The sequence below is a fragment of the Enterobacter cloacae complex sp. IR5401 genome (assembly GCF_049238425.1).
Classification (GTDB): domain Bacteria; phylum Pseudomonadota; class Gammaproteobacteria; order Enterobacterales; family Enterobacteriaceae; genus Enterobacter; species Enterobacter hormaechei_C.
The window spans coordinates 1-23,307 of the sequence record NZ_JBMKHN010000021.1; the positions used below are offsets into that span (position 1 = coordinate 1).

Below are 23,307 nucleotides of genomic sequence, written 5' to 3' on the forward strand. Positions count from 1 at the left end.
TATGGTGATCCCCTGGGCGAAATGCGCCTGGTAAGCAGAGTTTTTGAAATGTAAGGCCTTTGAATAAGACAAAAGGCTGCCTCATCGCTAACTTTGCAACAGTGCCGCAAAAAGTCAGTAAAGGACTCACAGTTGGTTCAGTCATTACAGGAAGCACGTTTTTACATGGTCCCCCTGTTTTGGCACTCGGTTTTACCAAGCTGTTTAAAAAATCAAAAAAAGTAGACGAAACCAATATTCAATTGGCCAATAGCTGGATTGGTGTAAACAACCACCTGATTGAAAAGGTGCTGCCAAACCTAAAGTGGGATATGGGTATAGGAAGTTCAACCGCCCTTTTTGGCGAGTCTGGCGGGTAGGAAGCGGCCGCGCAAGCGCCGCTTTGGGCACAGATCGGGCACAGATCGGGGGTTCATGCGTGGGTTTTCGACATCGCGGGGCCACGCAGCGGCTCAGTGCGTAGCCATTTCTCACCGAATCCCGGCACAGGGCCGAGCGCAGCCCTGCGGGGTCGTGGCCGCATCGGATCGGACTCTGGCTTGGCTGCCGGCTGTGTGGCCGGCGCCTCATCACGCGGCGGGCGGCGGGGCGCGCGCTGCGGGCCGGTAGTGCGCTTGCTCCAGCGCGCCGTGTTTCTCGAAGTGGGCGAGGATGGCGCGAATGGCCTTGGGGTCTTCGATGCTGGCGACGATCCGCACCGCGCCGCCGCAGTGGGCGCAGGTGGTGATGTCGATGGAAAAGACCCGCTTGAGCCGTTGCGCCCAGCTCATCGCACGGCGCTTCTGCTCGGGGCTGCGCGGCTCGTCGTGGGCGCTGACGTCCACTGGCGCCGCATCGCCCGCAGGCCGCCTGCCGCGCCCCGAGGGCGTCAGCTGCGCGCGCAGGTTTGCATTCGGGGCGAATACGCCGTGGAAGCGGGTGAGATGCGCGCGTGGCGGCGGGACCAGTGCCGCCAGCTTGGCGATGAAGTCCACCGCATCCCATTCGACATGCGTGGTGCCATTGCGCCACGGCGTCTTGAGCTGGTAACGCACCCTGCCCTGTGGCGAGATCGATAGCCGCTGCTCGCTGATCGCCGGGCGCGTGATGTAGCGGCACAGCTTTTCGAGCTTGTGGCTTTCGTGTGCTTCCGCGGCCACGCCGGCATGCAGCGAGAAGCCGCCGACCTTGCCGGCGTCGCCCTCCAGCGGACCGGCGTCGCCAGGCAGCGTTTGCAGCGTGACGACCTTGCGGCCAGCGTCGCGACCGGTGGCGATGCGGTAGGTCATCGAACTCATCCGCAGCCCATCCATGCCGTCGTCGCTACCCGCGCTGTCGGACAGGAACACGGATTCGTCTTCGCCTTCGAGCCAGCCGCGGCGCGACAGGTGCCGGCACACGCGATGCGCGATGGTGTTGGCCAGTTCCGTCAGTTGCGCCGATGTGGGCGCACGGGTGCGGTGCAGGCGCGGCTTGCGCTGCGGACGCTCGGTGGTGTCCTCGTACACGCCGTCGAGCCACAGCATGTGGAAGTGGATGTTGAGATTCAGCGCGCTGCCGAAGCGCTGGATCAGGGTCACCACGCCGCATTGCGCCGTATCCCGCGGCACGCCGGCCTGATCGGCAAGCCAACCGGCGATCACACGATGCACGATGCCCAGCACCGGGCCGATCGCCTCAGGCTTGCTGGCGAACAGGAAGCGCAACGGGTACGGGAAACTCAGCACCCATTGCCGCACCGGCCGCGGGCCGAACACCTCGTCCACCAGATGCCGCGCCGACTCGGCCATGCGCCGTGCGCCGCAGCTCGGGCACAGCCCGCGCTTCTTGCAGGAATACGCCACCAGCCTCTCGGCACGACAGTGCTCGCAGACCACGCGCAGGAAGCCGTGCTCGAGCACGCCGCAGCGCAGGTAGGTCTCGAACTCCTCGCGCACATACTCGGGCAGCGGGCGGTCTTCGGCCTCAAGACGCGCGATGAAGTCCGGGTAGTGCGCCTGCACTAGCGCGTACAGCAGCGTGCGCTCGGGCAGGTGGCGCGCGTAACGCGCAGCGGCGTGGGCGGCCGGCAGTGGCGCGCACACCTCGGCCTGCCGCCGGGGTGCGGTCAGGCGCGGCACGCAGCGCTCCGTTGCAGGGACGGCTGCTCAGGGTTGCGCCCGCGAGCACGCGTTCATATCGGCGTTTTCTGATCTTCGCGTCAGACATTGCCGCGGGGCGGGTAGGAAGTCTCCCGCCTCGGACGCCAGAACGCACAAAGCCCGGCACGAGGCCGGGCTTTGTGGTCTTGCTTGATGGATCGCGGGGCTTAGAAATCCATGCCGCCCATGCCGCCCATGCCGCCGCCGGCCGGCATCGCCGGCTCGTCCTTCTTCGGGGCCTCGGCCACCATCGCTTCGGTGGTGATCATCAGGCCCGCGATCGACGCGGCGTTCTGCAGCGCGGTGCGGGTGACCTTGGTCGGGTCCAGGATGCCGAACTCGATCATGTCGCCGAACTCGCCGTTGGCGGCGTTGTAGCCGAACGCACCCGAACCTTCGACCACGCGGTTGAGGATGACCGACGGCTCATCGCCGGCATTGGTCACGATCTCGCGCAGCGGGGCTTCCATCGCGCGCAGGGCGATCTGGATGCCGTGGTTCTGGTCTTCGTTCACGCCCTTGATGCCGGCGATCGCCGCCTTGGCACGGATCAGGGCGACGCCGCCGCCCGGGACGATGCCTTCCTCGACGGCCGCACGGGTCGCGTGCAGGGCGTCTTCGACGCGCGCCTTCTTTTCCTTCATCTCGACTTCGGTGGCGGCACCGACCTTGATCACCGCAACGCCGCCGGCCAGCTTGGCCACGCGCTCCTGCAGCTTCTCGCGGTCGTAGTCGGAGGAGGTCTCCTCGATCTGCGCCTTGATCTGCTTGATGCGCGCCTCGATGCCCGCGCCTTCGCCGGCGCCATCGATGATGGTGGTGTTTTCCTTCGACACCTGGATCTTCTTGGCGCGGCCGAGGTCCTTGATGGTGGCCTTCTCCAGCGACAGGCCGACTTCCTCGGAAATCACCACGCCGCCGGTCAGGATCGCCATGTCTTCCAGCATCGCCTTGCGACGGTCGCCGAAGCCCGGGGCCTTCACCGCGCAGACCTTGACGATGCCGCGGATGGTGTTGACCACCAGGGTCGCCAGCGCTTCGCCTTCGACTTCCTCCGCCACGATCAGCAGCGGCTTGCCGGCCTTGGCCACGCCCTCGAGGACGGGCAGCAGGTCGCGCACGTTGGAGATCTTCTTGTCGTACAGCAGGATGAAGGGATCATCCAGGTCGGCCGACATCGACTGCTGGTTGTTGACGAAGTACGGGCTCAGGTAGCCGCGGTCGAACTGCATGCCCTCGACCACGTCGAGTTCGTTGTCCAGGCCGCTGCCTTCCTCGACCGTGATCACGCCTTCCTTGCCGACCTTGTCCATCGCCTGCGCGATCAGGTCGCCGATGTTGGCATCCGAGTTCGCGGAGATCGCGCCGACCTGGGCGATTTCCTTGCTGGTCGACGACGGCTTGGACAGCGACTTCAGTTCGCCGACCGCGGCCTTCACCGCCTGGTCGATGCCGCGCTTCAGGTCCATCGGGTTCATGCCGGCGGCGACCGCCTTCATGCCCTCGCGGATGAACGCCTGCGCCAGCACGGTGGCGGTGGTGGTGCCGTCGCCGGCGTTGTCGGAGGTCTTGGAAGCGACTTCCTTCACCATCTGCGCGCCCATGTTCTCGAACGCGTCAGCCAGTTCGATTTCCTTGGCGACGGAGACGCCGTCCTTGGTGATGGTCGGCGCGCCGTAGCTCTTCTGCAGCACGACGTTGCGGCCCTTCGGGCCGAGGGTCGCCTTCACGGCGTTGGCGAGCACGTTGACGCCGCGCACCATCTTGGAGCGCGCGTCTTCGCCGAAACGAATGTCCTTGGCAGCCATTGCGAATTACCTCGAAAAATTATTCGGATGAGAAATGTGTGGGAGCGACGCGCGATCAGCCGAGGATCGCGAACAGGTCGTCTTCCTTCACCACCAGCAGCTCGACGCCGTCCAGCTTCACTTCGGTGCCGCTGTACTTGCCGAACAGCACCTTGTCGCCGACCTTGACCTGCGGCGCGCGGACCTGGCCGTTGTCCAGCACCTTGCCGGTGCCGACGGCGACGACTTCGCCCTTGATCGGCTTCTCGGTGGCCGAATCCGGGATCACGATCCCGCCGGCGGACAGCTTCTCTTCTTCCATGCGCTTGATGACCACGCGGTCGTGCAGCGGCTTGATATTGGACATGGCAACCTCGGTAAATGGTTGATTGACGTGGAAAAACCCGGCGATTTTAGCAGTCGCGCGAAGCGAGTGCCAAACCGCGGACAACAGAACCGGGCGAACCCGGCATGCCACCGAGATGGGGCGGGCCCGCCGACTTTCAAGGGCCGCACGCGGATGTCCGCCAGGCCCGCCGGATCGGGGCAGCCGCTACCCTATGCCGGTGAGCGCCCTGATCTGCTTCTGCACCTGTCCCGACGCCGACAGCGCCGAGCGCATCGCCACCGCGCTGGTGGCCGAGCGCCTGGCCGCCTGCGTCAACCTCCTGCCCGGCCTGCGTTCGGTCTATCGCTGGCAACGCAAGGTCGAGGCCGCGGCCGAGGTCCTGCTGCTGGTCAAGACCAGTGCCGAGGCCTACCCCGCCCTGCAGGAACGCCTGCGCCAACTGCATCCCTACGAACTCCCGGAGCTGCTCGCGGTCGAAGCCGCGTCCGGCCTGCCCGAATACCTGCAATGGCTGGCCGCCGAGAGCCGACCGGTAAACTGAGCCAATGACCGCATCCACGATCCGCCTGCGCCGCTGGCTGGCCGGGCTCGCCCTGCTGCTTGCGCTGCCCGCGACCTCGGCCGTCGCCCAGGACTTCGAACTGCCGCCGGTCGACGAGGTCTTCGTCCTGTCCGCGCAGGCCACCGCGCCGGACCGCATCGAGGTGCGCTGGCGGATCGCCGACGGCTATTACCTGTACCGGCACCGCACCTCGGTCAAGGCCGATGCCGCCTTCACCGGCGCGACCATGGCGCTGCCGAAGGGCAAGGCCTACCGCGACGAATTCTTCGGCGACGTCGAAACCTACCGCAAGGAATTGCTCGGCACCCTCACCGGCACGCCCGCGGCCGGCGCGAGCGCGACCACCCTGACCGTGAAGTACCAGGGCTGCGCCGATGCCGGCGTGTGCTACCCGCCGCAGACCCGCACCCTGAAGGTCGCGTTGCCGGGCGAAGCGGGCGCTGGCGGCTTCGGCTGTAAGGCGCGCGGGCTGCATGATTATGTCGTCAAGAACGGCTCTGCCGATCATCCCAACGCCGAGGTGAAATTCGCACTGGGTGATGTGGTCAACACCATGATCGGCTGCACTAATGGTGAAACGATCATGCTGTGCCACGACACCTCGCTGCCGCGCCCCTATTCTCTCGGCTTTCGGGTGCAAGGCACCGAGGGGCTGTGGATGGACGTCAACAAGTCGATCTATCTGGAGGGCAAGAGCCCACAGCCGCACCGCTGGGAGCCTGCCGAGGGCTGGTTTGCGAAATACGATCACCCGCTATGGAAACGCTACGCCGATCTGGCGGCAGGGGCCGGGCATGGCGGGATGGACTGGTTCGTGATCCACGCTTTTGTCGAGGCGCTGAAGGCCAAGGCCCCGATGCCAATCGACATTTACGACGCGCTGGCCTGGAGCGCGATCACGCCTCTGTCGGAACAATCGATTGCTGAGGGCAATCGCACGTTAGATTTTCCCGACTTCACCCGAGGGCAGTGGCGCACCCGCAAGCCGATCTTTGCGCTGAACGACGCCTATTGATCGACGCGATTTAGGCCAAGCGCACCGCAAAGGCGAAATTGGTAATCTTGTCGGTATCCTTGACGCCCGGCGCGCTTTCGACGCCGCTGGAGGTATCGACCAGCGGCGCTCCGGTGCGCGCAATCGCCTCGGCAACATTCGTCGGATTTAGCCCGCCTGCCAGCCCCCACGGCAAGGCACCGCGATATCCGGCCAGCAGCGACCAGTCGAACGCCAACCCCATGCCGCCGGGCAGCGCGCCTTTGGGGGTCTTGGCGTCGAACAAGATCAAGTCCGCCGCCCCGGCATAGGCTGCGGCGCGTGCGACATCGCTGGCGCTGGCGACGGGCAGCGCCTTCCACACCGGCTTGCCAAACCGCGCGCGCAACTGGGCCACGCGTTCGGGCGATTCCGAACCGTGCAGCTGCAGCGCGTTCAGCTTGGCTGCCACCAGTGCGTCGGCGATGACAGCATCATCCGCATCGACGAACAAACCGACCATGGCGATCTGGCCAGCTGCGCGCGATGTCAAAGCGCCCGCGACATTCGACGTAACCGCACGGGGCGACGCTGGATAGAACACCAACCCGGCATAGTCCGCCCGCGCCGCGATGGTCGCATCGAGCGCCTCGGGTGTGCTGATCCCGCAAATCTTGATTTTCGCGGGCATGCGGTCAGTCGGGGTTCTGGATCAGCCGCACCAGCGTGCAGTCGGGATCGATCAGGTAGCCGATCCTCAGGCCGCTCGCCTCCAGTTGCGGAGCTTTGAAGCGCGGCCAGCCGGTGCTTTTTTCCTCGGCTCCCGCCGCGTTCACCAATGCCACCATGGCATCGAGATCATCCAACCGCAGGCAACAGCCGAACGAGCTCGTAGCTGGGTCGAGGTCAGGATAGGGGAAGAATTCGAGCTGCAAACCGCCGCGCTGCAGGATCATCCAGCCGCGATCCTTCCAACTCGTCGCAAAGCCCAGCTTCGCATAAAACGCCTCTGTCACATCGAAATCGCGCGATGGCAGATTGGGGGTGACGTGGTCAGCCATGGCTCAGCGCAGCTTGTCGGCCATGCGGGCCGTATGAGTGATTGCGGCGCGGCTATCGGGGGCGGAATGGCTCATCACGATCATGCTGGCCTTGGGGAACGCCGCACCAAACGCGCGCGCTGACGCGGCGTAGTGCTCAGTGTCGGCATCACCGAGATTGCCGAGCGACTTGGCCTTGCTGTCCTTGATCAGGCAGCCACCAAAAGCGATGTCGGTGCCGTCGATCCCAACGGTGATATTGTCACTGGTGTGGCCGGGGCCGGGGTAAAATACCTTGAGCGGGCCAAAGTTGGGCGCGGTTGCTGGTTCGACCCAGCCATTGGCGGCGAAAGTCAGGCTGTGTTGCGCCGCAACCATCCCCTCTTGCGGGGCAAGCTGGTTCGACAACGCATTGGCATAAGTCGCAATCCCCGCCGCATGCAGCGCGTCCATACCGCCCATCTTGTCCTGATGCGCGTGAGTCACCACCGCCAGCGCGACCGGCAGGTTGATCTCCTGCTTGATCCAGTTGAGGATCTGGGCGGTCTGGTCATCGGTCCAGGCGGTATCGACCACCAGCACGCGGCCGCCATCCCTGACGATCAAACCGTTGGAAGCGACTGCCCCGAAACCCGGCATGTCGAGATAGGAAGTGTGCTGCCAGACATTCGGTGCGAGCTGGCGGAAAACCAGATCGCCAAACCGTTGGTCGCCAGTTTCCATTTGCTGGCCAATCGTCGGGCGGATTTCACCGGGCATGCACCCGCTCAGCATCAATGCAGCGGCTAATGCGGTGCTCAGCTTCGCGACCGGGTGCATAATATTGGGCAATTCCATCAAGTTTTCCTTTTATTCAGCATTAAAAACCCCGCAAATGCGAGGCCTAGTAAATAGATGATCTTAATTTGGTTCACTGTAGCAAAAATATGGGGCGAATTCAAACATGAGGTGCGACAGTTTCAAAAGCCATATGATAATCAACAAGCTGAGCAAATTTCTCTAATGGTGTAAGCCAATCTAACGCCTTTCTAGGACGAGTATTCAGTGACATGGCAACTTGATTTAAATAATGCTGATCTGCCTGATTTAAATCAATCCCTTTAGGGAAGGTGCGAATAAGCGGGGAAATTCTTCTCGGCTGACTCAGTCATTTCATTTCTTCATGTTTGAGCCGATTTTTTCTCTCGTAAATGCCTTGAATCAGCCTATTTAGACCGTTTCTTCGCCATTTAAGGCGTTATCCCCAGTTTTTAGTGAGATCTCTCCCACTGACGTATCATTTGGTCCGCCCGAAACAGGTTGGCCAGCGTGAATAACATCGCCAGTTGGTTATCGTTTTTCAGCAACCCCTTGTATCTGGCTTTCACGAAGCCGAACTGTCGCTTGATGATGCGAAATGGGTGCTCCACCTTGGCCCGGATGCTGGCTTTCATGTATTCGATGTTGATGGCCGTTTTGTTCTTGCGTGGATGCTGTTTCAAGGTTCTTACCTTGCCGGGGCGCTCGGCGATCAGCCAGTCCACATCCACCTCGGCCAGCTCCTCGCGCTGTGGCGCCCCTTGGTAGCCGGCATCGGCTGAGACAAATTGCTCCTCTCCATGCAGCAGATTACCCAGCTGATTGAGGTCATGCTCGTTGGCCGCGGTGGTGACTAGGCTGTGGGTCAGGCCACTCTTGGCATCGACACCAATGTGGGCCTTCATGCCAAAGTGCCATTGATTGCCTTTCTTGGTCTGATGCATCTCCGGATCGCGTTGCTGCTCTTTGTTCTTGGTCGAGCTGGGTGCCTCAATGATGGTGGCATCGACCAAGGTGCCTTGAGTCATCATGACGCCTGCTTCGGCCAGCCAGCGATTGATGGTCTTGAACAATTGGCGGGCCAGTTGATGCTGCTCCAGCAGGTGGCGGAAATTCATGATGGTGGTGCGGTCAGGCAAGGCGCTATCCAGGGATAACCGGGCAAACAGACGCATGGAGGCGATTTCGTACAGAGCATCTTCCATCGCGCCATCGCTCAGGTTGTACCAATGCTGCATGCAGTGAATGCGTAGCATGGTTTCCAGCGGATAAGGTCGCCGGCCATTACCAGCCTTGGGGTAAAACGGCTCGATGACTTCCACCATGTTTTGCCATGGCAGAATCTGCTCCATGCGGGACAAGAAAATCTCTTTTCTGGTCTGACGGCGCTTACTGCTGAATTCACTGTCGGCGAAGGTAAGTTGATGACTCATGATGAACCCTGTTCCATGGCTCCAGATGACAAACATGATCTCATATCAGGGACTTGTTCGCACCTTCCTTAGGTAAATATTGCCTAATTAAACCATTCATATTTTCGCATGTGCCTTTTTGCCAGGGTGAATGTGGGTCACAGAAATATACATCTATGCCTAAATCTTCTTCGAGTATTTTATGTTCTGACATCTCACGTCCACGGTCATAGGTCAACGTTTTACGCAGTTCTGCAGGTAAATATTTCAGAGCTTCAGTTAAAGCCTTGCGCACTGATTCTGCCTTTGCATCAGGTAATGTTGCCAAGATACAGAGCCGTGTATTTCGTTCAATAAGTGTTGCTATCGAACTTTTATTGTCTTTACCTTTAATTAAATCAGCTTCCCAATGACCCGGTATTTTTCTTTCTTGAACTTCGGCTGGGCGCTCATGAATAGTTTTAATATCCTGTAATATAGAATCTTTTTTAGGTTCACCGTTAGCTTTTCGCTTTTTATTTTCATGACGTAGACAGGATAATAAGTCTTTTTTCAACTCACCCTTTGGTAATGCTCGTATCGTTGAATAAATCGTTGTATGGCTTACATTCATTGTTTGATCCAAATCAGGAAATGTCTTTAAACGCTTTGCTATTTGCTGAGGAGACCATAAACAACGGATCGCTTCAACAATAAATTTCCAGAGGATTGAATCGATTTTGAGTTTTCTGTGACCACGTCTACGTCTAGCGAAGGTGTTATCAGAAGCATATCGAGCTTGATAAACGTCATTGATGCTATTTCTTTTAAGCTCACGATAGATCGTACTAGGATGTCTTTTAATGAGTTCAGCAAATTTTCTGGCTGAAAAGCCTTCTTTTCTTGACTCAAGCATTAATGCAGTACGATCTTCAAAGTTAAGATGATGGTATGACAATTTTATATACTCCATAAACCCTTTAAATTAATTAGGTGGTTTATGTCGCACTTCAAGTTTTACTCTGCCAACTTTAAATCAGTGGCTCCACTAACACTCTTCACTTATTTATTTAAAATTTAGCGACGTTAAAAGACAATTAAGTATTTTTAGATAATGGGGTTCTAGGGATTTTCCGTCCAAAAACGACAAAGTGCTCTGGAGGCCGCGCCGTCCGTGGCCTCCAGAGGGGTATTACTTTTCGCTGACGGGTAAATATCCCTCGATTGAGCGCATAAGCTCCTCCAGATCTGGCAATTTTTCGCTCAATTCGAAGTGGTAAGTCCCCTTGAGGTTAATGTTGTGCCAGGCCACAGGGGATGCCTGTTTGACGATATCTATTCTCTTGGTATCTCCTTGGTATTCGAAGCTGGTCAACAGCTGGCTGAGTATCCTGGAGTTGAAGTAAACGATGGCATTGGTGACCAGGCGAGCGCACTCATTCCATAGCTGGATTTCTTCGTCTGAACTGCCCCGGAACTGATCCCCATTGACGCTGCTCACGGCCCGACGCAGTTGGTGATAGGCCTCTCCCCGGTTCAGCGCGCGCTGAACATAGTTTCTTAAACTGGCATCATCGATGTAGCACAGTAGATAATTCGCTTTCACCAGGCGATTGTATTCCGTCAGGGCTTCCAGCAGCGGGTGATTGCGCTTGTACTCCGAGAGCTTTCTCACCAAGGTGGCTTGCGTTGTTTTCCGCTGCTTAAGTGATACTGCAATCCGTTGGATGGTATCCCAGTGCTGCGCAATACGATGGGTATTGATTGGCTTTTTTAAGCACAGCTGAATTCGGTGTTCTTTGTCTTCCTTGACATCAAACATGTCATTGATCACTTTGCCAACCTGGGCATAGCGTGGGGCAAACTGGTATCCGAACAGATCCAGTAACGCGAAGTTCACATGGTTCACCCCATGGGTATCGGTTGAGAGCACATCCGGAATGATGTCTGACGTATTGCTCATCAACAAATCAAAGATGTAGTGCGATTCATGTTCGTTGGCGCCGATCACTCTGGCGTTGATCGCAGCGTGATTGGCGATCAAGGTCATGGCAGAAACACCTTTTTGAGTGCCAAAGTACTTCGACGAATAACGGGTTTTGAAGGTCTCGCGCCGGGCTTCGAACTTTTGACCATCGGCACTGGCGTGGATCACATCTTCCTGGATGTTGTAGTACCGGAAGATGGGTAGCTTGGCTGTCGCGTTATTGATGTTGTCGTTAGCAGCATTCAATGTTTCCAGGCGAAGATAGTTCGCCTGGATAGTGCTGAGCTGATCATAGGTACGATCAGAGATCTGTGCCATGCCGTAAATGCCTTGATTGGTTGCATTGCCGACCAGAATTGCCAACAGGTCATATTCATGGGAACGGCTTCTGGATTGGGAACCCAGCACATGAGCGAAGCAGTCAATGAAACCGGTGTCACGATCAACCATGCGCAGTACATCCGCAATCCCCGTTGTGGGAATTTGCTGGAAGAAGGGATTGTTGACCAGATGATGTTTGCTGGCCGAAGGCAGGCGCCAGAAGCGTTTACCCTGCGGATTACGCAAGATGATATTCCGGTTGTCTTCCTGTTCAAGATATTCGCCGACTTCGTACAAACGGGTATCCAATTCCATGGCCATCTGTTTGATCAGCTTTTCAGGCTCCTCCGCTAATTTTGTAAAATGGCTCTGTTGAAGCAGCGTATATTTGTTTTTTCGCCAATGTTCCCCGTCGATCAGGTCGGCGTCGAGTGCCCGGTATTTAGTGATATCAGGCAGCGTCAGCTGGCCATTCAGGCGATCAGGAATCTGTTGATAGAGGAACCACTCATAACGATCGATCAGGATATTCCCTTCACCATCCAGCAGGAATTCACGTGATTTTTTGGAAAGGAGTCTGGTGTCGGCAGTTTGCAACTGAGCGTCCTGGCCGTTGAGTTCGTTTTGTGTTTTCGCCAAGGCGGCCGCTAAGTGCTGGGTGCCGTCGCAGCCTTCGAAGCGCAGACATAGGAACAACTCTCGCAGCAAACCTTTCCGCAGACTTTCTTTCTCGTCGCAGTACTGCCACATGGCTTCATCGACCGATCGTCGCTGCTCGTTCAGGAAGAGACATACAGATTCCAGATCCCTTTTGGTCAGCAGGCTCAGTGCTTGCTGTCTTACTGTTGCAAACGGTAGTTGCAGATCAATGCTGTCATCAATGAACAGGTGCAGTACTTCAGCTGCCTTGCTGACATTTTTAGCTGCTTTTTGCCAATCCTTAAACACCGCTTCCTGCGCATAATCCTTTGCCTTCTGTTTGGTCTGTCTGACATGATGCACAAAGCCATCGGCAATACGTTCCAGCGCTTGCTGCCATCGCGTTTGAAGATAGCACAATAAATACAGCCATTGGCTGCCTACGGTTTGACGTTTCAGTTTGGCACCGTAGTAGTCGACTTTCTCTGCCAGGTGTTGCAGATTTTTCTGCGACAGTGATAGCGTGCTCAACAGCAGATCCACTTCCGGCATCCAATGCTGGATATGGCGATAGACAATCAGTTCTTTCTCCAACTCGGTTCCGGTGAAGTTACGAGCCGATTGTCGCAACTGTCGGAACGGCAGTGGACCTGTGCCGTTCACGAGCTCCGCCAGTGCTTGCTTAAGACCGCGTGACATTGCACGCTCAAGGTGCGCGGCCATGTGTTCCTGTTCGTCTCCCACCACCTGACTGATGATCTTTTGCAGCGTGCTGTAGGCAGGGATTGCGATCTTCTGCCCCGAACAATATTCATTGGCCGCATCGAAGAGGTGCCTAGGCGCTGTCCAGGCTCTGGCTTGCTGGGATAAGTAATCTCTCAACGCCGCTCCATGGTCTTTGACATTTCAGCGCTGGTAGTTGCAGAGCTGGAAAACACGTTGGTAAATCCGTTCGTTCTCTTTTGGCGTGAGATTAAAGGGTCTACAGCCTGGGCCTGGTAGAACGGTTTGATAAACGTATTTGAGGTCCTGCTTGATCTGATGAAAGCCGGGATTCAGCACCACCGGCTTGGCTTTGAAATAGCCCAGCAGTACCACCAGCATGTAACGCTGGCCCCGATGACGGAGGCTTTTAGCGATCGCCAGTTCCTTATCGTTCAGCGAGAAAAAGAAGCGTTGGTCGGCGGAGGTGAAAGCGGGGGGTCCATATAACTCATCTTGTTCTGCCTCGGACAAGATTTGGACACGTTCTTCGAATGCCATGGATTTAGCCCAAAAAGACTAAATCTTACTCAAACAGAGCCCAAATAGGGATCTCGAAAAAAGTAATACCCCTCTGGAGGCCACAGACGGCGGGGCCTCCAGAGCACTTTGTCGTTTTTGGACGGAAAATCCCTAGAACCCCTCAGTGGGACGAAATGATCCGGACCGCTGGCTCCCTGAAGCTGGGCAAAGTACAGGTTTCAGTGCTGGTCCGTTCATTGCTGAAAAGTGAACGTCCTTCCGGACTGACTCAGGCAATCATTGAAGTGGGGCGCATCAACAAAACGCTGTATCTGCTTAATTATATTGATGATGAAGATTACCGCCGGCGCATTCTGACCCAGCTTAATCGGGGAGAAAGTCGCCATGCCGTTGCCAGAGCCATCTGTCACGGTCAAAAAGGTGAGATAAGAAAACGATATACCGACGGTCAGGAAGATCAACTGGGCACACTGGGGCTGGTCACTAACGCCGTCGTGTTATGGAACACTATTTATATGCAGGCAGCCCTGGATCATCTCCGGGCGCAGGGTGAAACACTGAATGATGAAGATATCGCACGCCTCTCCCCGCTTTGCCACGGACATATCAATATGCTCGGCCATTATTCCTTCACGCTGGCAGAACTGGTGACCAAAGGACATCTGAGACCATTAAAAGAGGCGTCAGAGGCAGAAAACGTTGCTTAACGTGAGTTTTCGTTCCACTGAGCGTCAGACCCCTGTTACCGATGCAAGAACAGGGGAGTTTCATGAAATGCCTGTTTAGGAGTGATTAAAGGTAACTTGTGCGCAGAAGGTCAGGTGTGTGGTGGTTAGTACAGACTAGTGAATGTTGTAACTAAACTATATTTTTATTAAAGGCCGGAGGTGGTGTTCCTCCGGCCTTAATTACGTTTCCGTGTTCATTAGTCGATGAACTGGCGGATCAGTTCCAGAATGGCAATCAGCGCGTTTGCAAGCGCCGCTACCGCCCTCAGAACGATGATTAACAGGTTAATCATCCGTTTTCTCCATAAATGGAGTAAAGACACCGTGGCTTGCTCTTACACTGCCTGTCACCACGGCTTCTCTTCGTCTTGTCAGTTGTAGAGAGTCTCACTCCTGCCAGAGCACAGATAACCAGCACCACCTGTATTACCTGTCAGGACTTTGAACCTGTTCATGCCGCATTTAGCGGAATGCAGGGAGAGACTCACCACAGAGCTAACCCTCTGATTATACGTTTATCTAACGTTCAGGCAAACCGTTAACGCACAGTCACTGCCCGTCATATTGCATAATCAGGCTTCACGGATTATCATACTATTGTCAGTTGTAGAGAGTTTCCCTTCCGGGCTGAGTTACCAGCTCGCACCGGAACCGTAAAAAAGCCGACCTCACCAGTCGGTTTTTTTACGTCTGCGGTTTCCCGCTTCGTTTAAATCTATTTTAAATGAATAAATTGTTCTGCGGCAAACCCAACAACATAAGGACGTTAGGGTTGATGGTTGCCGAAATCGCGGTGCGTTACGTGAATTCTGAGGTTTTGCGAGGGGGATTGGGCGCGAGAATTTACGAGAGAGCGCCGGAACAATGCCGGGATCACAAACCATCACCCGTGAAAGAAATCTTCCGGCATTGCCCGGTCAGGTAGTATGACATTCATTGTCAACGGCCATCAATTTATAAGCTGCTTTGCACTTCATAAAAGATCACCACCAGGGCTGCTAAAACAGTACCGATAGCCAGCACGTTAAAAAGTACGTCCTTCATCTTTACGAACGACATACTGATTTGCGTCCTTTCCCTTTTGTCAGCCTTCTCTATCATCCAGCGTTGGTATGAATCACTGTTACTTTTTCTGTCCATGTTCCCCCCAATTCATCAATGAGCACCAGGCGGCCACCAGGCTTCTTGCCAACAAAGTAACGGCCTCGCGGCAGACGTTCGCCAGTCTTCAGCCGTTCGATCCAGTCCTGAAATGCAGGGCGCGGTTTATAGCTGTAGCGGCCAAAATCAGCTAAAGACTGCGTGACCATGACTGTTTGGCAGCCATGCTTTCTCATATCACGAAACGTATTTTCCAGTGCAGCCAGTGTATTCATTTGCACGTTCTCTCTGCTTTTCCCATGAAGATATTAACGACACTCAAAACTAACACCGTTGGCATGATCACGGCAGCATAGCCGACAGCAACGGCCTGATATATGGTCAATGAGTAGTCGGGCTGTTTATACAATACGACTGAAAAAATGCTCCCCAAACAAGCAAGCAGAGTTAAAAACAAGTAATCGACAAATCTGTTTTTATAGATAACCCATGCAACGATGCAGGGATATGACACCAGGCACAGGATAATCGCATTTGTGGTATGCACGTTTCGCTCCTTGTTATTTAAGGGTTGTCAGCCAGATCAAACAGATTGTTCAGGCTGGAACGGAATTGTTTTACCGATGATACCAGCTCCTGACTCCGCGCTTTTTCCTGCGCCAGTTCACGCCGTAGCTGCGCCATCTCGTCTCTGTTACGCTGAAGCTCAAGGATAGCCGTCATAAAGGTTTTGCTGGCTGATGCCTGTCCGGTCGCTTCCTGCGCCTTTTTAATGGCCTGATCTTCGTCGTCATTCGTTCTGATTGTGTAATGCCCCATGATACCCCTCTTTTGCTGTCATTTTTGCGCTGCCGGCGCGAACCCGGGAAGAAACTTTGCTGGCAAAAAACACTGGCCAACAGATGTGACCGGGAAAATTTGCTGGCAATTAATTTTCGATGAAAGCCAGCTCGCAATCGCCGCATTCAATATTCAGTCCGGCTTTGCCCCACACGGCAGCGCCACACCCGCGACACTGATATTTAACTTTATTTCGTTTTGGCTTGTCCTCAAATGCTGCAACTGACAAATCATTGTCATTGCTCCCGGCCATATCATCTGAATGGCTCCCGTTCTGCGGTGACACTGACGGCAGCAGAGCCATAGAAAGCACCGCTTCTATATCAATCCCGGCCTCAGCATTTTGATGCGCCAGAGCAAGCGTTTCGCGCCATTGCTCTATTACGGCGGTCATATCTTTTTGTTGTTCGACCTGGACAGGGAAGCGATCAAACCAGCTCAAAGCAAATTGCCCCTGGAACAGTTCCAGTGTGACGCGCTGGAAGCGGCCACCAGGGATCGGATAGTCATTAATCTTCTGGCCGACTTTCGCACCACCAGGTCTCCCGGTGGAGGAGGGCATAAGTCCGATACTTTCCATTTTTGCCGCCCACTGCGCATTGTGGTACGTCTTACGCGACGGGTTGCCGTAGTGGTACTGCCACATATGGCACTGCTCATGAACCAGCGTTTGCATGACTTCAATAAGCGGGTACACCGGGAAGTATTCAGGATTGAGGGCGATTTCATCAATCATCCTGCCGCTGCCGTCAGCAGCAACAAAGCGCCTGTAACTGAAATAGCCCATTGTGTTCTTGCCGCGCTGGAACGTAATCAGACAGTCAGGGAGTTCGCCGTCAAAAAGGCGCTGGTTATAGAAATCAAACGCCTGTTGTAGCTCGCTGTAAGCGCGTTCCGTGGCTCTTGTCATGCTGAAGTTCGCTTAGCGGCGTTCCGATATTCCTGTAACTCTGCAACAATAGCAGGGAACACATCAGCGCAACGCTGTGCCAGCTTAACCGCCTTTGAACAAACGCCCATACCATGTGCTCTTTTGAGCGCCTCCAACAAATCTGCCAGTTCCTCGTCAGTGATTTTTTCAGTCATCTATTAAGCTTCTCCATTATCTGTATCGTACGATACAGATAATATAAACCACACCTTTGATAGCGGCAATCTTTTTTGCTGGCAATTTCACGCCCAGGGCGGGCATCGAGCGGGTAATATTGCTGGCAAAAATCAACGGCCAAACCGGCTGCAGGAAACTGGTTTGCTGGCAAGCGTGATTTACTGCTGGGCTTGACACCTTGCCATTGTATGACGCTTGTTTTAGTGTCAAATGAACAACCAGCGCGAGAAGAATATAGGAAGCAAAAGCAATGGATATCAAACCTAACTCAGTGATCCACCTGGAGCCAGGCGAAACATTACCCGGCTATACCAATCTGAAACCCGTACCTGATAAGTATTTCGATGAGTTAAAGGCACTCATAAATAAACTCAATACTCAATCCGGTAATATTTACCTCAAGTTAAAACAGATGTACGCCTTTTTGGATCGTTTTAACAAAGAATTTGTGAGCACGTTTACCTCCTGTCAAAAGGGGTGCTCTTCGTGCTGTAAAATGGATGTTCATTTAACCGCGCTTGAGGCAACACATATTGCACAAGCAAGTAAACTTACTGCCAGAGACAACCCGCTTACGACCGGGCATGAGTCAAAATGTCCGTTTTTGTCTGAGAAGGGAACATGCTCAATCTACAATTACCGCCCGCTGTTATGCAGGACATATCATGTACTCACTCCGCCGGAGATGTGTAATGACCTGGATGCACAAGTCATGCAGTATGGTTCTCAAAGCGCGAACATGGGAAATCACATCTACAAAACAATAGCAGAGTGGATCTATTTTCAGACGTATCACTGCACTGGTAAGTTAGAAACCAAAGATATCAGAGACTACTTCCCTTATCCCCGCGAAGATATCCAAAGATTTCTTCACCATAACCCCCCGCGCCCTTTTTGCTAAAAAAAAGCCTCTGACGCAGTGTCAGAGGCTTGTTAGATTACTGTTCGTCACCAGCAGTGCTGGAAGCATCTTTTTTGATGAGAAACTCATCAAGAGAACGGCCAGCTTTTAACGCTTCGTCGATTGGTTTTGGTGTCCGGCCACGACCAGACCAGTATTTCGTTTCGCCGTTTTCATCAAACTGATATTTAGGCGGCGCTTTTGGCAACGTCTTTTTGCGTGTTTTTTGCGCATCTTCGGACAGGCCAAGCAGTTCTTCCGGTGAAAAACCTTCTCCGGCAATCAACTGGAGCAGTTCCTGGCGCTTTCTTTCGCGCTCTGCGCGTTCTGCTGCCTCACGCTCTGCTTCTTCACGACGTTCTTCGATCACGGCGTTAAGCTTTTCCTGCATTTCCAGCAGTTGTTCAAAGCTGGTTTCTCGCGCAAAAACACGAACAGAGCGAATATTCAGGAGTAGCTTTTTTGTTGCGTCAAACGTTTCATTTTCACTCATCGAGTTAATCCTTATTTTTTACTGAACTGAAACCCAAGTTTACCCGTAGTTTTATCCTGCAAAACAATTGCAGCGTCAAACTTTTTCCCGGTTTTATTACTGGTAAAGCCTTTAATCTCTCCGGTTTTACCTTTTTTGATTAATGTCTCAACCTGATTTTGTGTCAGTTTTTTTCCTGACACTTCAGACCAGATTTTAAACTCGCACCCGGAACAGAAAAAGCCTTTAGGCCGGATAATAATTTCTTTACTGCATGAAGGGCAGGGGGCTTCGAGCCGGGACATGGAACCTTCTGATCTGGATTTTGCTTCCATATCCGGTTTGCCGTCTTTGTCCGGGAATGTTGTCTTGCATTCAGGGTAGCAGGAGCATCCCCAGAAAAAGCCATTTTGCCCCTTACGCTTACGCAGGAAACCGTTGTTACAAACCGGGCAGGGCGTGGCATTTGAAGAAATCGAAATTCCGTTCCTGTCCAGCTCGTCGATTAACCCCTGGACGTACTCATCATTTTCCTTAATAAACTCCTCAACTGTCAGCTCTCCGGCTTTGATCTGAGACTGCTTTTCAGCCCACAGAGCGGAGATATCCGGTTTAGTGATTTCAGGAGGCAGTGCAGCGCAAAACTCCTGGCCTTGTTTTGTGGTTTTCCATACCAGCTCCGAATACCCCTTTTCTTTTTCGATGGAGATAAGCCCGGTATTTGCCGCCAGTTTCTCAAGAATACCCGCGCGGGTGGCTTCCGTTCCGATACTGCCACGATCACTGCTGCCCTCGTCTTTCGCTTCCAGCGCCTTTCTGAGAGCCGGATCATCAATGAATTTTGCCGCACTCGTCATGGCGGCCAGTAACGTTGACTCTGTGAAATAGCGAGGTGGTGTAGTCTTTTTCTTGTCCACGTCTGCCGATTCACACAGGCCGCTGTCATTAAATTTCAGCAATGAAAGGTCAAAACCGTCCGTTCCGGCATCTTCGGTTTCGTCCTCGTCATCACTATCCTTACCCAGCGCTTCCCAGCCCTTTTGTACCAGAACGCTCTGTGTGGCCGTAAAGGTATCCCCCTTAATATCAAAGTGGATTTTCGTCTTGTTGCGGATCGCATCCGGGTAGAACAGCCCGATAAAGTAGACGGACACCAGGTTATAAACGTTCCGCTCTTTTTCATTAAGCTGAATACCGGCTCCGCTTTTTGTCGTCGGGATGATGGCGTGGTGCGCCTCAATCTTACTGGCATTAAAGGCTTTGTGTTTCTGGCCTTTATCCATATCTACGATCGCAGACGCCAGTTCGGGTACGGTGGCCGCTATAGCAGTGGCAATATCTCCGGCCTGGTAATAATGCTCATCTGAAAGATAGCGATTGTCAGAACGTGGATAGGTCAGAAGCTTGTGAGTTTCATACAGCCCCTGCATCACATCGAGCGTATCTTTTGCAGAATAACCAAATCGCTTTGCGCAGAGCTGCTGAAGCGTGGAAAGGTTAAGCGGAAGCGGAGGCTTGCTATTTTCCGGCTTTGTCGTCGCGATAGTAACAATAGCATCCTTACCCGTAACACGTCCGGCAATATGCGCGGCCTGAGCTTCGGAGATCAGGCGTTTTTTCTCGTCTATCTGATCGTCGTCTGTTGTCTGATATTTCGCCTTAATCTGATGCCCGTTCATCGACAGACTGGCGAATACATCGTAATAAAAGCTTTCTGTGTGATTCTGGTTCGCCAGCGTGCGCATGTTCACCAGACCAAGAACGGCACTTTGTACCCGGCCAACGTTCAGAACGCCGTCATAGCCCTTCTCACGGCCTTTTAATGTACATCCCCGCGTCATGTTATAGCCAAAACCCTGATCGCACAGGGAACGCGCCAGGGCGCTTAACGTCATACCGCGAAATTTATCGTTAGGTTGTAAATTCGACAGTGATTTTTGCACTGGCGCAAGGTTGAGGTCGGCAACAAGCAGTCGCTGGACGGGTTTCTTGTTTCCGGCATAACCCAGAATCTCATCAACCAGCAAACATCCTTCATCATCGGGGTCGCCTGAATGAACGATGCTGTCGGCTTTATCGATAAGAGACAAAATAATGCGGGTCTGTGCTTCTGATTCAGGCTTGATTTTATATTTTGGCGGATAAACCGCTTTAATGGGTAAATCACTATAACGCCAGTTGGAATATTTGTCGTCATAATCCTGTGGGTCGTAAAGCTCCAGCATATGACCATAACACCAGGTAACGACATCAGAACCGTGTTCAAAATAGCCGTTTTTCTTTTCTGTATTGGGATTTCCGCCCAGTCCTTCAAAAATAGCCTTTGCTAAAGACGGTTTTTCTGCAATAAAAAGTCTCATTAATCAATCCTCAAGGTAACTTGAATAGTCAGGCTGCGCACCATTCTTTTTAAAGATTTCTTCCCTTTCCTCTATGTCTTCTTCTGCCTCCTGCACACTAAGGTCAAGGGTTCCTTTCAAAAAGGCACGCGCATTCTTGATTACATCTACTGTTAATTCGTTTTTTGTTCCGCGAATCATGCCAATAGCAATATTTATTATCTCCTTTATTTCAGCAGGAGTCGTTCTGTCCAGCACCGCGCCAAGTTCTTTAAGGTCAATATTTATATCGTCTGGTAAGTACATTTTGGCACAAGCGGCAGCGGCTTTAGTCCGAAAAGCACCTACAGATATGATTCTGTCAATTCTGCCAGGGCGTTTTCTGATGCGCGGATCAATCCGGTTAGGATAGTTCGTTGAAAAAATAACATATGTCCCGGCAAGATTTCGCGGTGTATCAGCCCCATCAAGAAAACTTAACGTTCCGGCATCAGCCCGATAAAGTTCATCAACCTCTTCAGCTATTATGATAACGGGTATTTTCTTTTGAGCTGCGGCATAGCAAACATCTTTAAAGTAATCATCAGCATAAACAAATACATATTTATCCTGATATTTTGCCCCCAAAGCTTTTGCGATAGTCGTTTTCCCTGTGCCCGGAGGACCAGTAAAAAGCACTTTTCGCATTCCTGACTGACCATAACGGGTGTAGAAATCAATATCCGAAAAGAACTGATTAAAGTCATTCTCCAGCTCATTAAACTTTGGATGAACAGAAAAACGTAAAGCGTTTTCTATTTCTTCCTTCCTTGCCTTACCGTGATAATAAACGCCGTCGTAACACCCGATTTTCCAGATACCTTTACGGGGTAAAGAGCGGTTTAATTTAGCGCGTCCAGCTTCGCAAAGATTATGAAGCATCGACATACTTTTGGTTGTGCCAACTGCGTACTCCATTCTGACTTTAGAGTTAAGAATGAAGCGAATAATATGAACCACTTCATTTTGACCAAGATGAATCCGGTATGCTCCCGAACCATCTTTAAACATAAGCTTTTTAATCCTCCCGGCTTTAGCCATAACAGGGCTACTTCCCGTATGAACGACGGTTGAAGCAACGGGTTCGATATCAAGATTCGAATAAATTTTACGATTCTTTCTGTTTATAAAAATCTCTGCCACTTTAGGATAGTAATCACAATCCTTTACGACAGTACCAAAATTATCTTCACCGTAATATTCTTTATGGAGCCGTAAAGCCTGCTCTACCAGAGTTAATTTACCCATATGCGCACCATGTATATTAAAAACCGTGACGTTGCCTGAAGATTTTCTTCAGGCAGAGGAGGGGTTGGACAAGCGAAGCGCGTCAGTTTTGTTTATGACGCCACTCCCACGGAGGAACGGGATTACTGTCAGCCCACAGGCCGCGCTTCTGTGTCTGAGCTTCCCGTTGCAGAGCCGGTAATGAGTTATCGGTGTTGTACCTGTCATAAACCCATGCAGCCCCTTTTAGCACTTGCTGGCGGTTAGCCTCAGTGCCGTTCGCTGTCACCACTCGTCCCAGGACTCGCCCGTAGCGATCTGTTTGCGTATAAGAGACGGTAACTGATTGCCCTGCCAGCAGGGCTTTAAGTTGATTGGTTGACCAGCGACCAAAGGGTTGTTTTTTTTCCGGTGCATCGATATTTATCAATCGGACTCGAATCGGAACTTCATACACAACAATTTTCGCGGGTAGTGTTTTAACTTCGATGGTATCTCCATCGAGAACGCGAATAACTTTCCCCTGAATCTGAGCAGCACACAATGTAGCTGGCAACAGGGCAACAGCAAAGGAAAGAACATTAAAAAAATGTCTCATTGCTTTCTTCCCTCCCATATTGCTGAGAGTCTTTTAAAAATGGATAAAACGACGACTAAAGCCACTGCGATAACAGCCAACGAAGGAAGTACATAGCTGTATAACTCAACCATGAAATTAATAAACTCAATGAGCGATTGCGGCTTTAAGGAAGCATCCCACAAAACGATAACAAAACGATAAAGCCCATAGACAATTGCCGGAAACCAGACCATAAACAACAAAATTTCAGTAAAAACAGAAGCGACCGATTTGACACTATCGATAATTTCAATTCCGGCAATTCTCACACTTCTTGCATCAGGTACGTTAATAATTTTCATCCTCCCACCCCTGTAAAAAATGTTCGCAAGTTCCAGTCTCAAACCTGAAACTTGCGTATTCACATCAGAATTAAATCAAACAGAATTAAAAGTTTTTCAATCGGCCAAAGCTTGAAATAATTTTACTTACTGTACCTGCATCAGCCGCAGGACATTCATTTAGTTTTTTCTTTCTGGCATCTGCCGTGTGATCGGGTAAAAAACCATGTTTATTCTTTTTCCTGATTGACATAAAACTTTTATACATCGGGTCACATTCTGCCGGACTACTTCCGTCAAGTTTTCCGGCAAGGCATAACACCATTGCACATGGATCGTTCGGGTCGGCCTTTTCCTCAGCATGAGCAGTTCCGGCAGCGAACGCACAAAGCAGCACTGCCGTGGTTACGGTCTTTTTCATATACACCTCATGGATAACG

The 23,307-nt window shown here is 53.0% G+C and carries 23 protein-coding genes and 4 pseudogenes; 5 read left to right on the top strand and 22 right to left on the bottom strand.

Annotation, left to right across the window (positions count from 1 at the left end):
* Nucleotides 1-59 precede the first annotated feature (59 nt).
* A complete protein-coding gene (locus ACOTX1_RS21210; RefSeq protein WP_032072054.1) occupies nt 60-359 on the top strand; it encodes a hypothetical protein in 300 nt (99 codons plus the stop codon).
* A 210-nt stretch (nt 360-569) separates the two neighbouring features.
* Here the strand turns inward: ACOTX1_RS21210 and ACOTX1_RS21215 are convergent, their stop codons facing one another.
* The 3 genes from ACOTX1_RS21215 to groES form a co-directional block, all read right to left on the bottom strand.
* Nucleotides 570-2,051, bottom strand: a complete 1,482-nt coding sequence (locus ACOTX1_RS21215; protein ID WP_032723056.1) for an IS91 family transposase — start codon at nt 2,049-2,051, stop codon at nt 570-572.
* A 236-nt stretch (nt 2,052-2,287) separates the two neighbouring features.
* Complete coding sequence (gene groL / locus ACOTX1_RS21220; RefSeq protein ID WP_004201176.1) at nt 2,288-3,928, bottom strand: chaperonin GroEL; 1,641 nt, start codon at nt 3,926-3,928, stop codon at nt 2,288-2,290.
* A 55-nt stretch (nt 3,929-3,983) separates the two neighbouring features.
* On the bottom strand, nt 3,984-4,274 hold the full coding sequence (groES, locus tag ACOTX1_RS21225) for a co-chaperone GroES (RefSeq protein WP_004201172.1): 291 nt from the start codon (nt 4,272-4,274) through the stop codon (nt 3,984-3,986).
* Between the two features lie 193 nt (nt 4,275-4,467).
* On the opposite strand from groES, the gene cutA reads away from it, so the two are divergent.
* Both cutA and ACOTX1_RS21235 read left to right on the top strand, forming a co-directional pair.
* A complete protein-coding gene (gene cutA / locus ACOTX1_RS21230) occupies nt 4,468-4,797 on the top strand; it encodes a divalent-cation tolerance protein CutA (RefSeq protein WP_004201171.1) in 330 nt (109 codons plus the stop codon).
* Between the two features lie 4 nt (nt 4,798-4,801).
* On the top strand, nt 4,802-5,833 hold the full coding sequence (locus ACOTX1_RS21235) for a protein-disulfide reductase DsbD domain-containing protein (protein WP_004201169.1): 1,032 nt from the start codon (nt 4,802-4,804) through the stop codon (nt 5,831-5,833).
* Between the two features lie 10 nt (nt 5,834-5,843).
* On the opposite strand, the gene ACOTX1_RS21240 is transcribed toward ACOTX1_RS21235, so the two are convergent.
* From ACOTX1_RS21240 to ACOTX1_RS21270, 7 genes and pseudogenes are all read right to left on the bottom strand, one after another.
* A complete protein-coding gene (locus ACOTX1_RS21240; RefSeq protein ID WP_004201168.1) occupies nt 5,844-6,482 on the bottom strand; it encodes a phosphoribosylanthranilate isomerase in 639 nt (212 codons plus the stop codon).
* 4 nt (nt 6,483-6,486) lie between these two features.
* Nucleotides 6,487-6,852 carry a bleomycin binding protein Ble-MBL gene (gene ble / locus ACOTX1_RS21245; RefSeq protein ID WP_004201167.1) on the bottom strand — a complete coding sequence of 122 codons (366 nt, stop codon included), beginning with the start codon at nt 6,850-6,852 and terminating at the stop codon, nt 6,487-6,489.
* Between the two features lie 3 nt (nt 6,853-6,855).
* Nucleotides 6,856-7,668, bottom strand: a complete 813-nt coding sequence (locus tag ACOTX1_RS21250; RefSeq protein ID WP_004201164.1) for a subclass B1 metallo-beta-lactamase NDM-1 — start codon at nt 7,666-7,668, stop codon at nt 6,856-6,858.
* Nucleotides 7,669-7,768: 100 nt separating this feature from the next.
* Nucleotides 7,769-7,951, bottom strand: a pseudogene (locus ACOTX1_RS21255) (IS30 family transposase); the annotation flags it as partial.
* Between the two features lie 130 nt (nt 7,952-8,081).
* Nucleotides 8,082-9,062 carry an IS5-like element IS5 family transposase gene (locus tag ACOTX1_RS21260; RefSeq protein ID WP_000019402.1) on the bottom strand — a complete coding sequence of 327 codons (981 nt, stop codon included), beginning with the start codon at nt 9,060-9,062 and terminating at the stop codon, nt 8,082-8,084.
* 67 nt (nt 9,063-9,129) lie between these two features.
* Nucleotides 9,130-9,993, bottom strand: a pseudogene (locus ACOTX1_RS21265) (IS30-like element ISAba125 family transposase); the annotation flags it as partial.
* 219 nt (nt 9,994-10,212) lie between these two features.
* A pseudogene (locus ACOTX1_RS21270) lies at nt 10,213-13,230 on the bottom strand (Tn3-like element IS3000 family transposase).
* A 143-nt stretch (nt 13,231-13,373) separates the two neighbouring features.
* Here ACOTX1_RS21270 and ACOTX1_RS21275 point away from each other — a divergent pair.
* Nucleotides 13,374-13,886, top strand: a pseudogene (locus tag ACOTX1_RS21275) (Tn3 family transposase); the annotation flags it as partial.
* 251 nt (nt 13,887-14,137) lie between these two features.
* On the opposite strand, the gene dqlB reads toward ACOTX1_RS21275, so the two are convergent.
* The 6 genes from dqlB to ACOTX1_RS21305 form a co-directional block, all read right to left on the bottom strand.
* Nucleotides 14,138-14,233, bottom strand: coding sequence for a DinQ-like type I toxin DqlB (gene dqlB / locus ACOTX1_RS21280; RefSeq protein ID WP_000609145.1), 96 nt, complete (start codon nt 14,231-14,233; stop codon nt 14,138-14,140).
* An 804-nt stretch (nt 14,234-15,037) separates the two neighbouring features.
* A complete protein-coding gene (locus ACOTX1_RS21285; protein WP_001093608.1) occupies nt 15,038-15,316 on the bottom strand; it encodes a hypothetical protein in 279 nt (92 codons plus the stop codon).
* Entirely contained in the window at nt 15,313-15,588 is a 276-nt protein-coding gene (locus ACOTX1_RS21290) for a hypothetical protein (RefSeq protein ID WP_000557557.1), read from the bottom strand. The genes ACOTX1_RS21285 and ACOTX1_RS21290 overlap by 4 nt, the downstream gene beginning before the upstream one ends.
* Before the next feature lie 17 nt (nt 15,589-15,605).
* Nucleotides 15,606-15,860, bottom strand: coding sequence for a hypothetical protein (locus ACOTX1_RS21295; RefSeq protein WP_000510385.1), 255 nt, complete (start codon nt 15,858-15,860; stop codon nt 15,606-15,608).
* Nucleotides 15,861-15,969: 109 nt separating this feature from the next.
* Nucleotides 15,970-16,791, bottom strand: a complete 822-nt coding sequence (locus ACOTX1_RS21300) for a SprT-like domain-containing protein (RefSeq protein WP_000196235.1) — start codon at nt 16,789-16,791, stop codon at nt 15,970-15,972.
* Complete coding sequence (locus ACOTX1_RS21305; protein WP_000136657.1) at nt 16,788-16,967, bottom strand: hypothetical protein; 180 nt, start codon at nt 16,965-16,967, stop codon at nt 16,788-16,790. The genes ACOTX1_RS21300 and ACOTX1_RS21305 overlap by 4 nt, the downstream gene beginning before the upstream one ends.
* Before the next feature lie 272 nt (nt 16,968-17,239).
* Between ACOTX1_RS21305 and ACOTX1_RS21310 the strand changes: the two genes are divergently transcribed.
* Complete coding sequence (locus ACOTX1_RS21310; RefSeq protein ID WP_000351937.1) at nt 17,240-17,890, top strand: YkgJ family cysteine cluster protein; 651 nt, start codon at nt 17,240-17,242, stop codon at nt 17,888-17,890.
* Between the two features lie 37 nt (nt 17,891-17,927).
* Here ACOTX1_RS21310 and ACOTX1_RS21315 read toward each other — a convergent pair whose 3' ends face one another.
* The 6 genes from ACOTX1_RS21315 to ACOTX1_RS21340 form a co-directional block, all read right to left on the bottom strand.
* Nucleotides 17,928-18,383, bottom strand: coding sequence for an H-NS family nucleoid-associated regulatory protein (locus ACOTX1_RS21315; protein ID WP_001293458.1), 456 nt, complete (start codon nt 18,381-18,383; stop codon nt 17,928-17,930).
* An 11-nt stretch (nt 18,384-18,394) separates the two neighbouring features.
* Entirely contained in the window at nt 18,395-20,722 is a 2,328-nt protein-coding gene (gene topB, locus ACOTX1_RS21320) for a type IA DNA topoisomerase (RefSeq protein WP_004199098.1), read from the bottom strand.
* A gap of 3 nt (nt 20,723-20,725) precedes the next feature.
* Nucleotides 20,726-21,988, bottom strand: coding sequence for an AAA family ATPase (locus ACOTX1_RS21325; protein ID WP_000517490.1), 1,263 nt, complete (start codon nt 21,986-21,988; stop codon nt 20,726-20,728).
* An 82-nt stretch (nt 21,989-22,070) separates the two neighbouring features.
* Entirely contained in the window at nt 22,071-22,565 is a 495-nt protein-coding gene (locus tag ACOTX1_RS21330; RefSeq protein WP_001215543.1) for a thermonuclease family protein, read from the bottom strand.
* Entirely contained in the window at nt 22,562-22,888 is a 327-nt protein-coding gene (locus ACOTX1_RS21335; protein ID WP_004208538.1) for a hypothetical protein, read from the bottom strand. The genes ACOTX1_RS21330 and ACOTX1_RS21335 overlap by 4 nt, the downstream gene beginning before the upstream one ends.
* Nucleotides 22,889-22,973: 85 nt before the next feature.
* Nucleotides 22,974-23,288, bottom strand: a complete 315-nt coding sequence (locus tag ACOTX1_RS21340) for a TrbM/KikA/MpfK family conjugal transfer protein (RefSeq protein WP_000754496.1) — start codon at nt 23,286-23,288, stop codon at nt 22,974-22,976.
* Nucleotides 23,289-23,307 lie beyond the last annotated feature (19 nt).

Coding starts and splice junctions, on each gene's coding strand:
- groL (WP_004201176.1), bottom strand. CDS start 3,928: ATGGCTGCCAAGGACATTCGTTTCGGCGAAGACGCGCGCTCCAAGATG.
- groES (WP_004201172.1), bottom strand. CDS start 4,274: ATGTCCAATATCAAGCCGCTGCACGACCGCGTGGTCATCAAGCGCATG.
- cutA (WP_004201171.1), top strand. CDS start 4,468: ATGCCGGTGAGCGCCCTGATCTGCTTCTGCACCTGTCCCGACGCCGAC.
- ACOTX1_RS21235 (WP_004201169.1), top strand. CDS start 4,802: ATGACCGCATCCACGATCCGCCTGCGCCGCTGGCTGGCCGGGCTCGCC.
- ACOTX1_RS21240 (WP_004201168.1), bottom strand. CDS start 6,482: ATGCCCGCGAAAATCAAGATTTGCGGGATCAGCACACCCGAGGCGCTC.
- ble (WP_004201167.1), bottom strand. CDS start 6,852: ATGGCTGACCACGTCACCCCCAATCTGCCATCGCGCGATTTCGATGTG.
- ACOTX1_RS21250 (WP_004201164.1), bottom strand. CDS start 7,668: ATGGAATTGCCCAATATTATGCACCCGGTCGCGAAGCTGAGCACCGCA.
- ACOTX1_RS21260 (WP_000019402.1), bottom strand. CDS start 9,062: ATGAGTCATCAACTTACCTTCGCCGACAGTGAATTCAGCAGTAAGCGC.
- dqlB (WP_000609145.1), bottom strand. CDS start 14,233: ATGATTAACCTGTTAATCATCGTTCTGAGGGCGGTAGCGGCGCTTGCA.
- ACOTX1_RS21285 (WP_001093608.1), bottom strand. CDS start 15,316: ATGAATACACTGGCTGCACTGGAAAATACGTTTCGTGATATGAGAAAG.
- ACOTX1_RS21295 (WP_000510385.1), bottom strand. CDS start 15,860: ATGGGGCATTACACAATCAGAACGAATGACGACGAAGATCAGGCCATT.
- ACOTX1_RS21300 (WP_000196235.1), bottom strand. CDS start 16,791: ATGACAAGAGCCACGGAACGCGCTTACAGCGAGCTACAACAGGCGTTT.
- ACOTX1_RS21305 (WP_000136657.1), bottom strand. CDS start 16,967: ATGACTGAAAAAATCACTGACGAGGAACTGGCAGATTTGTTGGAGGCG.
- ACOTX1_RS21310 (WP_000351937.1), top strand. CDS start 17,240: ATGGATATCAAACCTAACTCAGTGATCCACCTGGAGCCAGGCGAAACA.
- ACOTX1_RS21315 (WP_001293458.1), bottom strand. CDS start 18,383: ATGAGTGAAAATGAAACGTTTGACGCAACAAAAAAGCTACTCCTGAAT.
- topB (WP_004199098.1), bottom strand. CDS start 20,722: ATGAGACTTTTTATTGCAGAAAAACCGTCTTTAGCAAAGGCTATTTTT.
- ACOTX1_RS21325 (WP_000517490.1), bottom strand. CDS start 21,988: ATGGGTAAATTAACTCTGGTAGAGCAGGCTTTACGGCTCCATAAAGAA.
- ACOTX1_RS21330 (WP_001215543.1), bottom strand. CDS start 22,565: ATGAGACATTTTTTTAATGTTCTTTCCTTTGCTGTTGCCCTGTTGCCA.
- ACOTX1_RS21335 (WP_004208538.1), bottom strand. CDS start 22,888: ATGAAAATTATTAACGTACCTGATGCAAGAAGTGTGAGAATTGCCGGA.
- ACOTX1_RS21340 (WP_000754496.1), bottom strand. CDS start 23,288: ATGAAAAAGACCGTAACCACGGCAGTGCTGCTTTGTGCGTTCGCTGCC.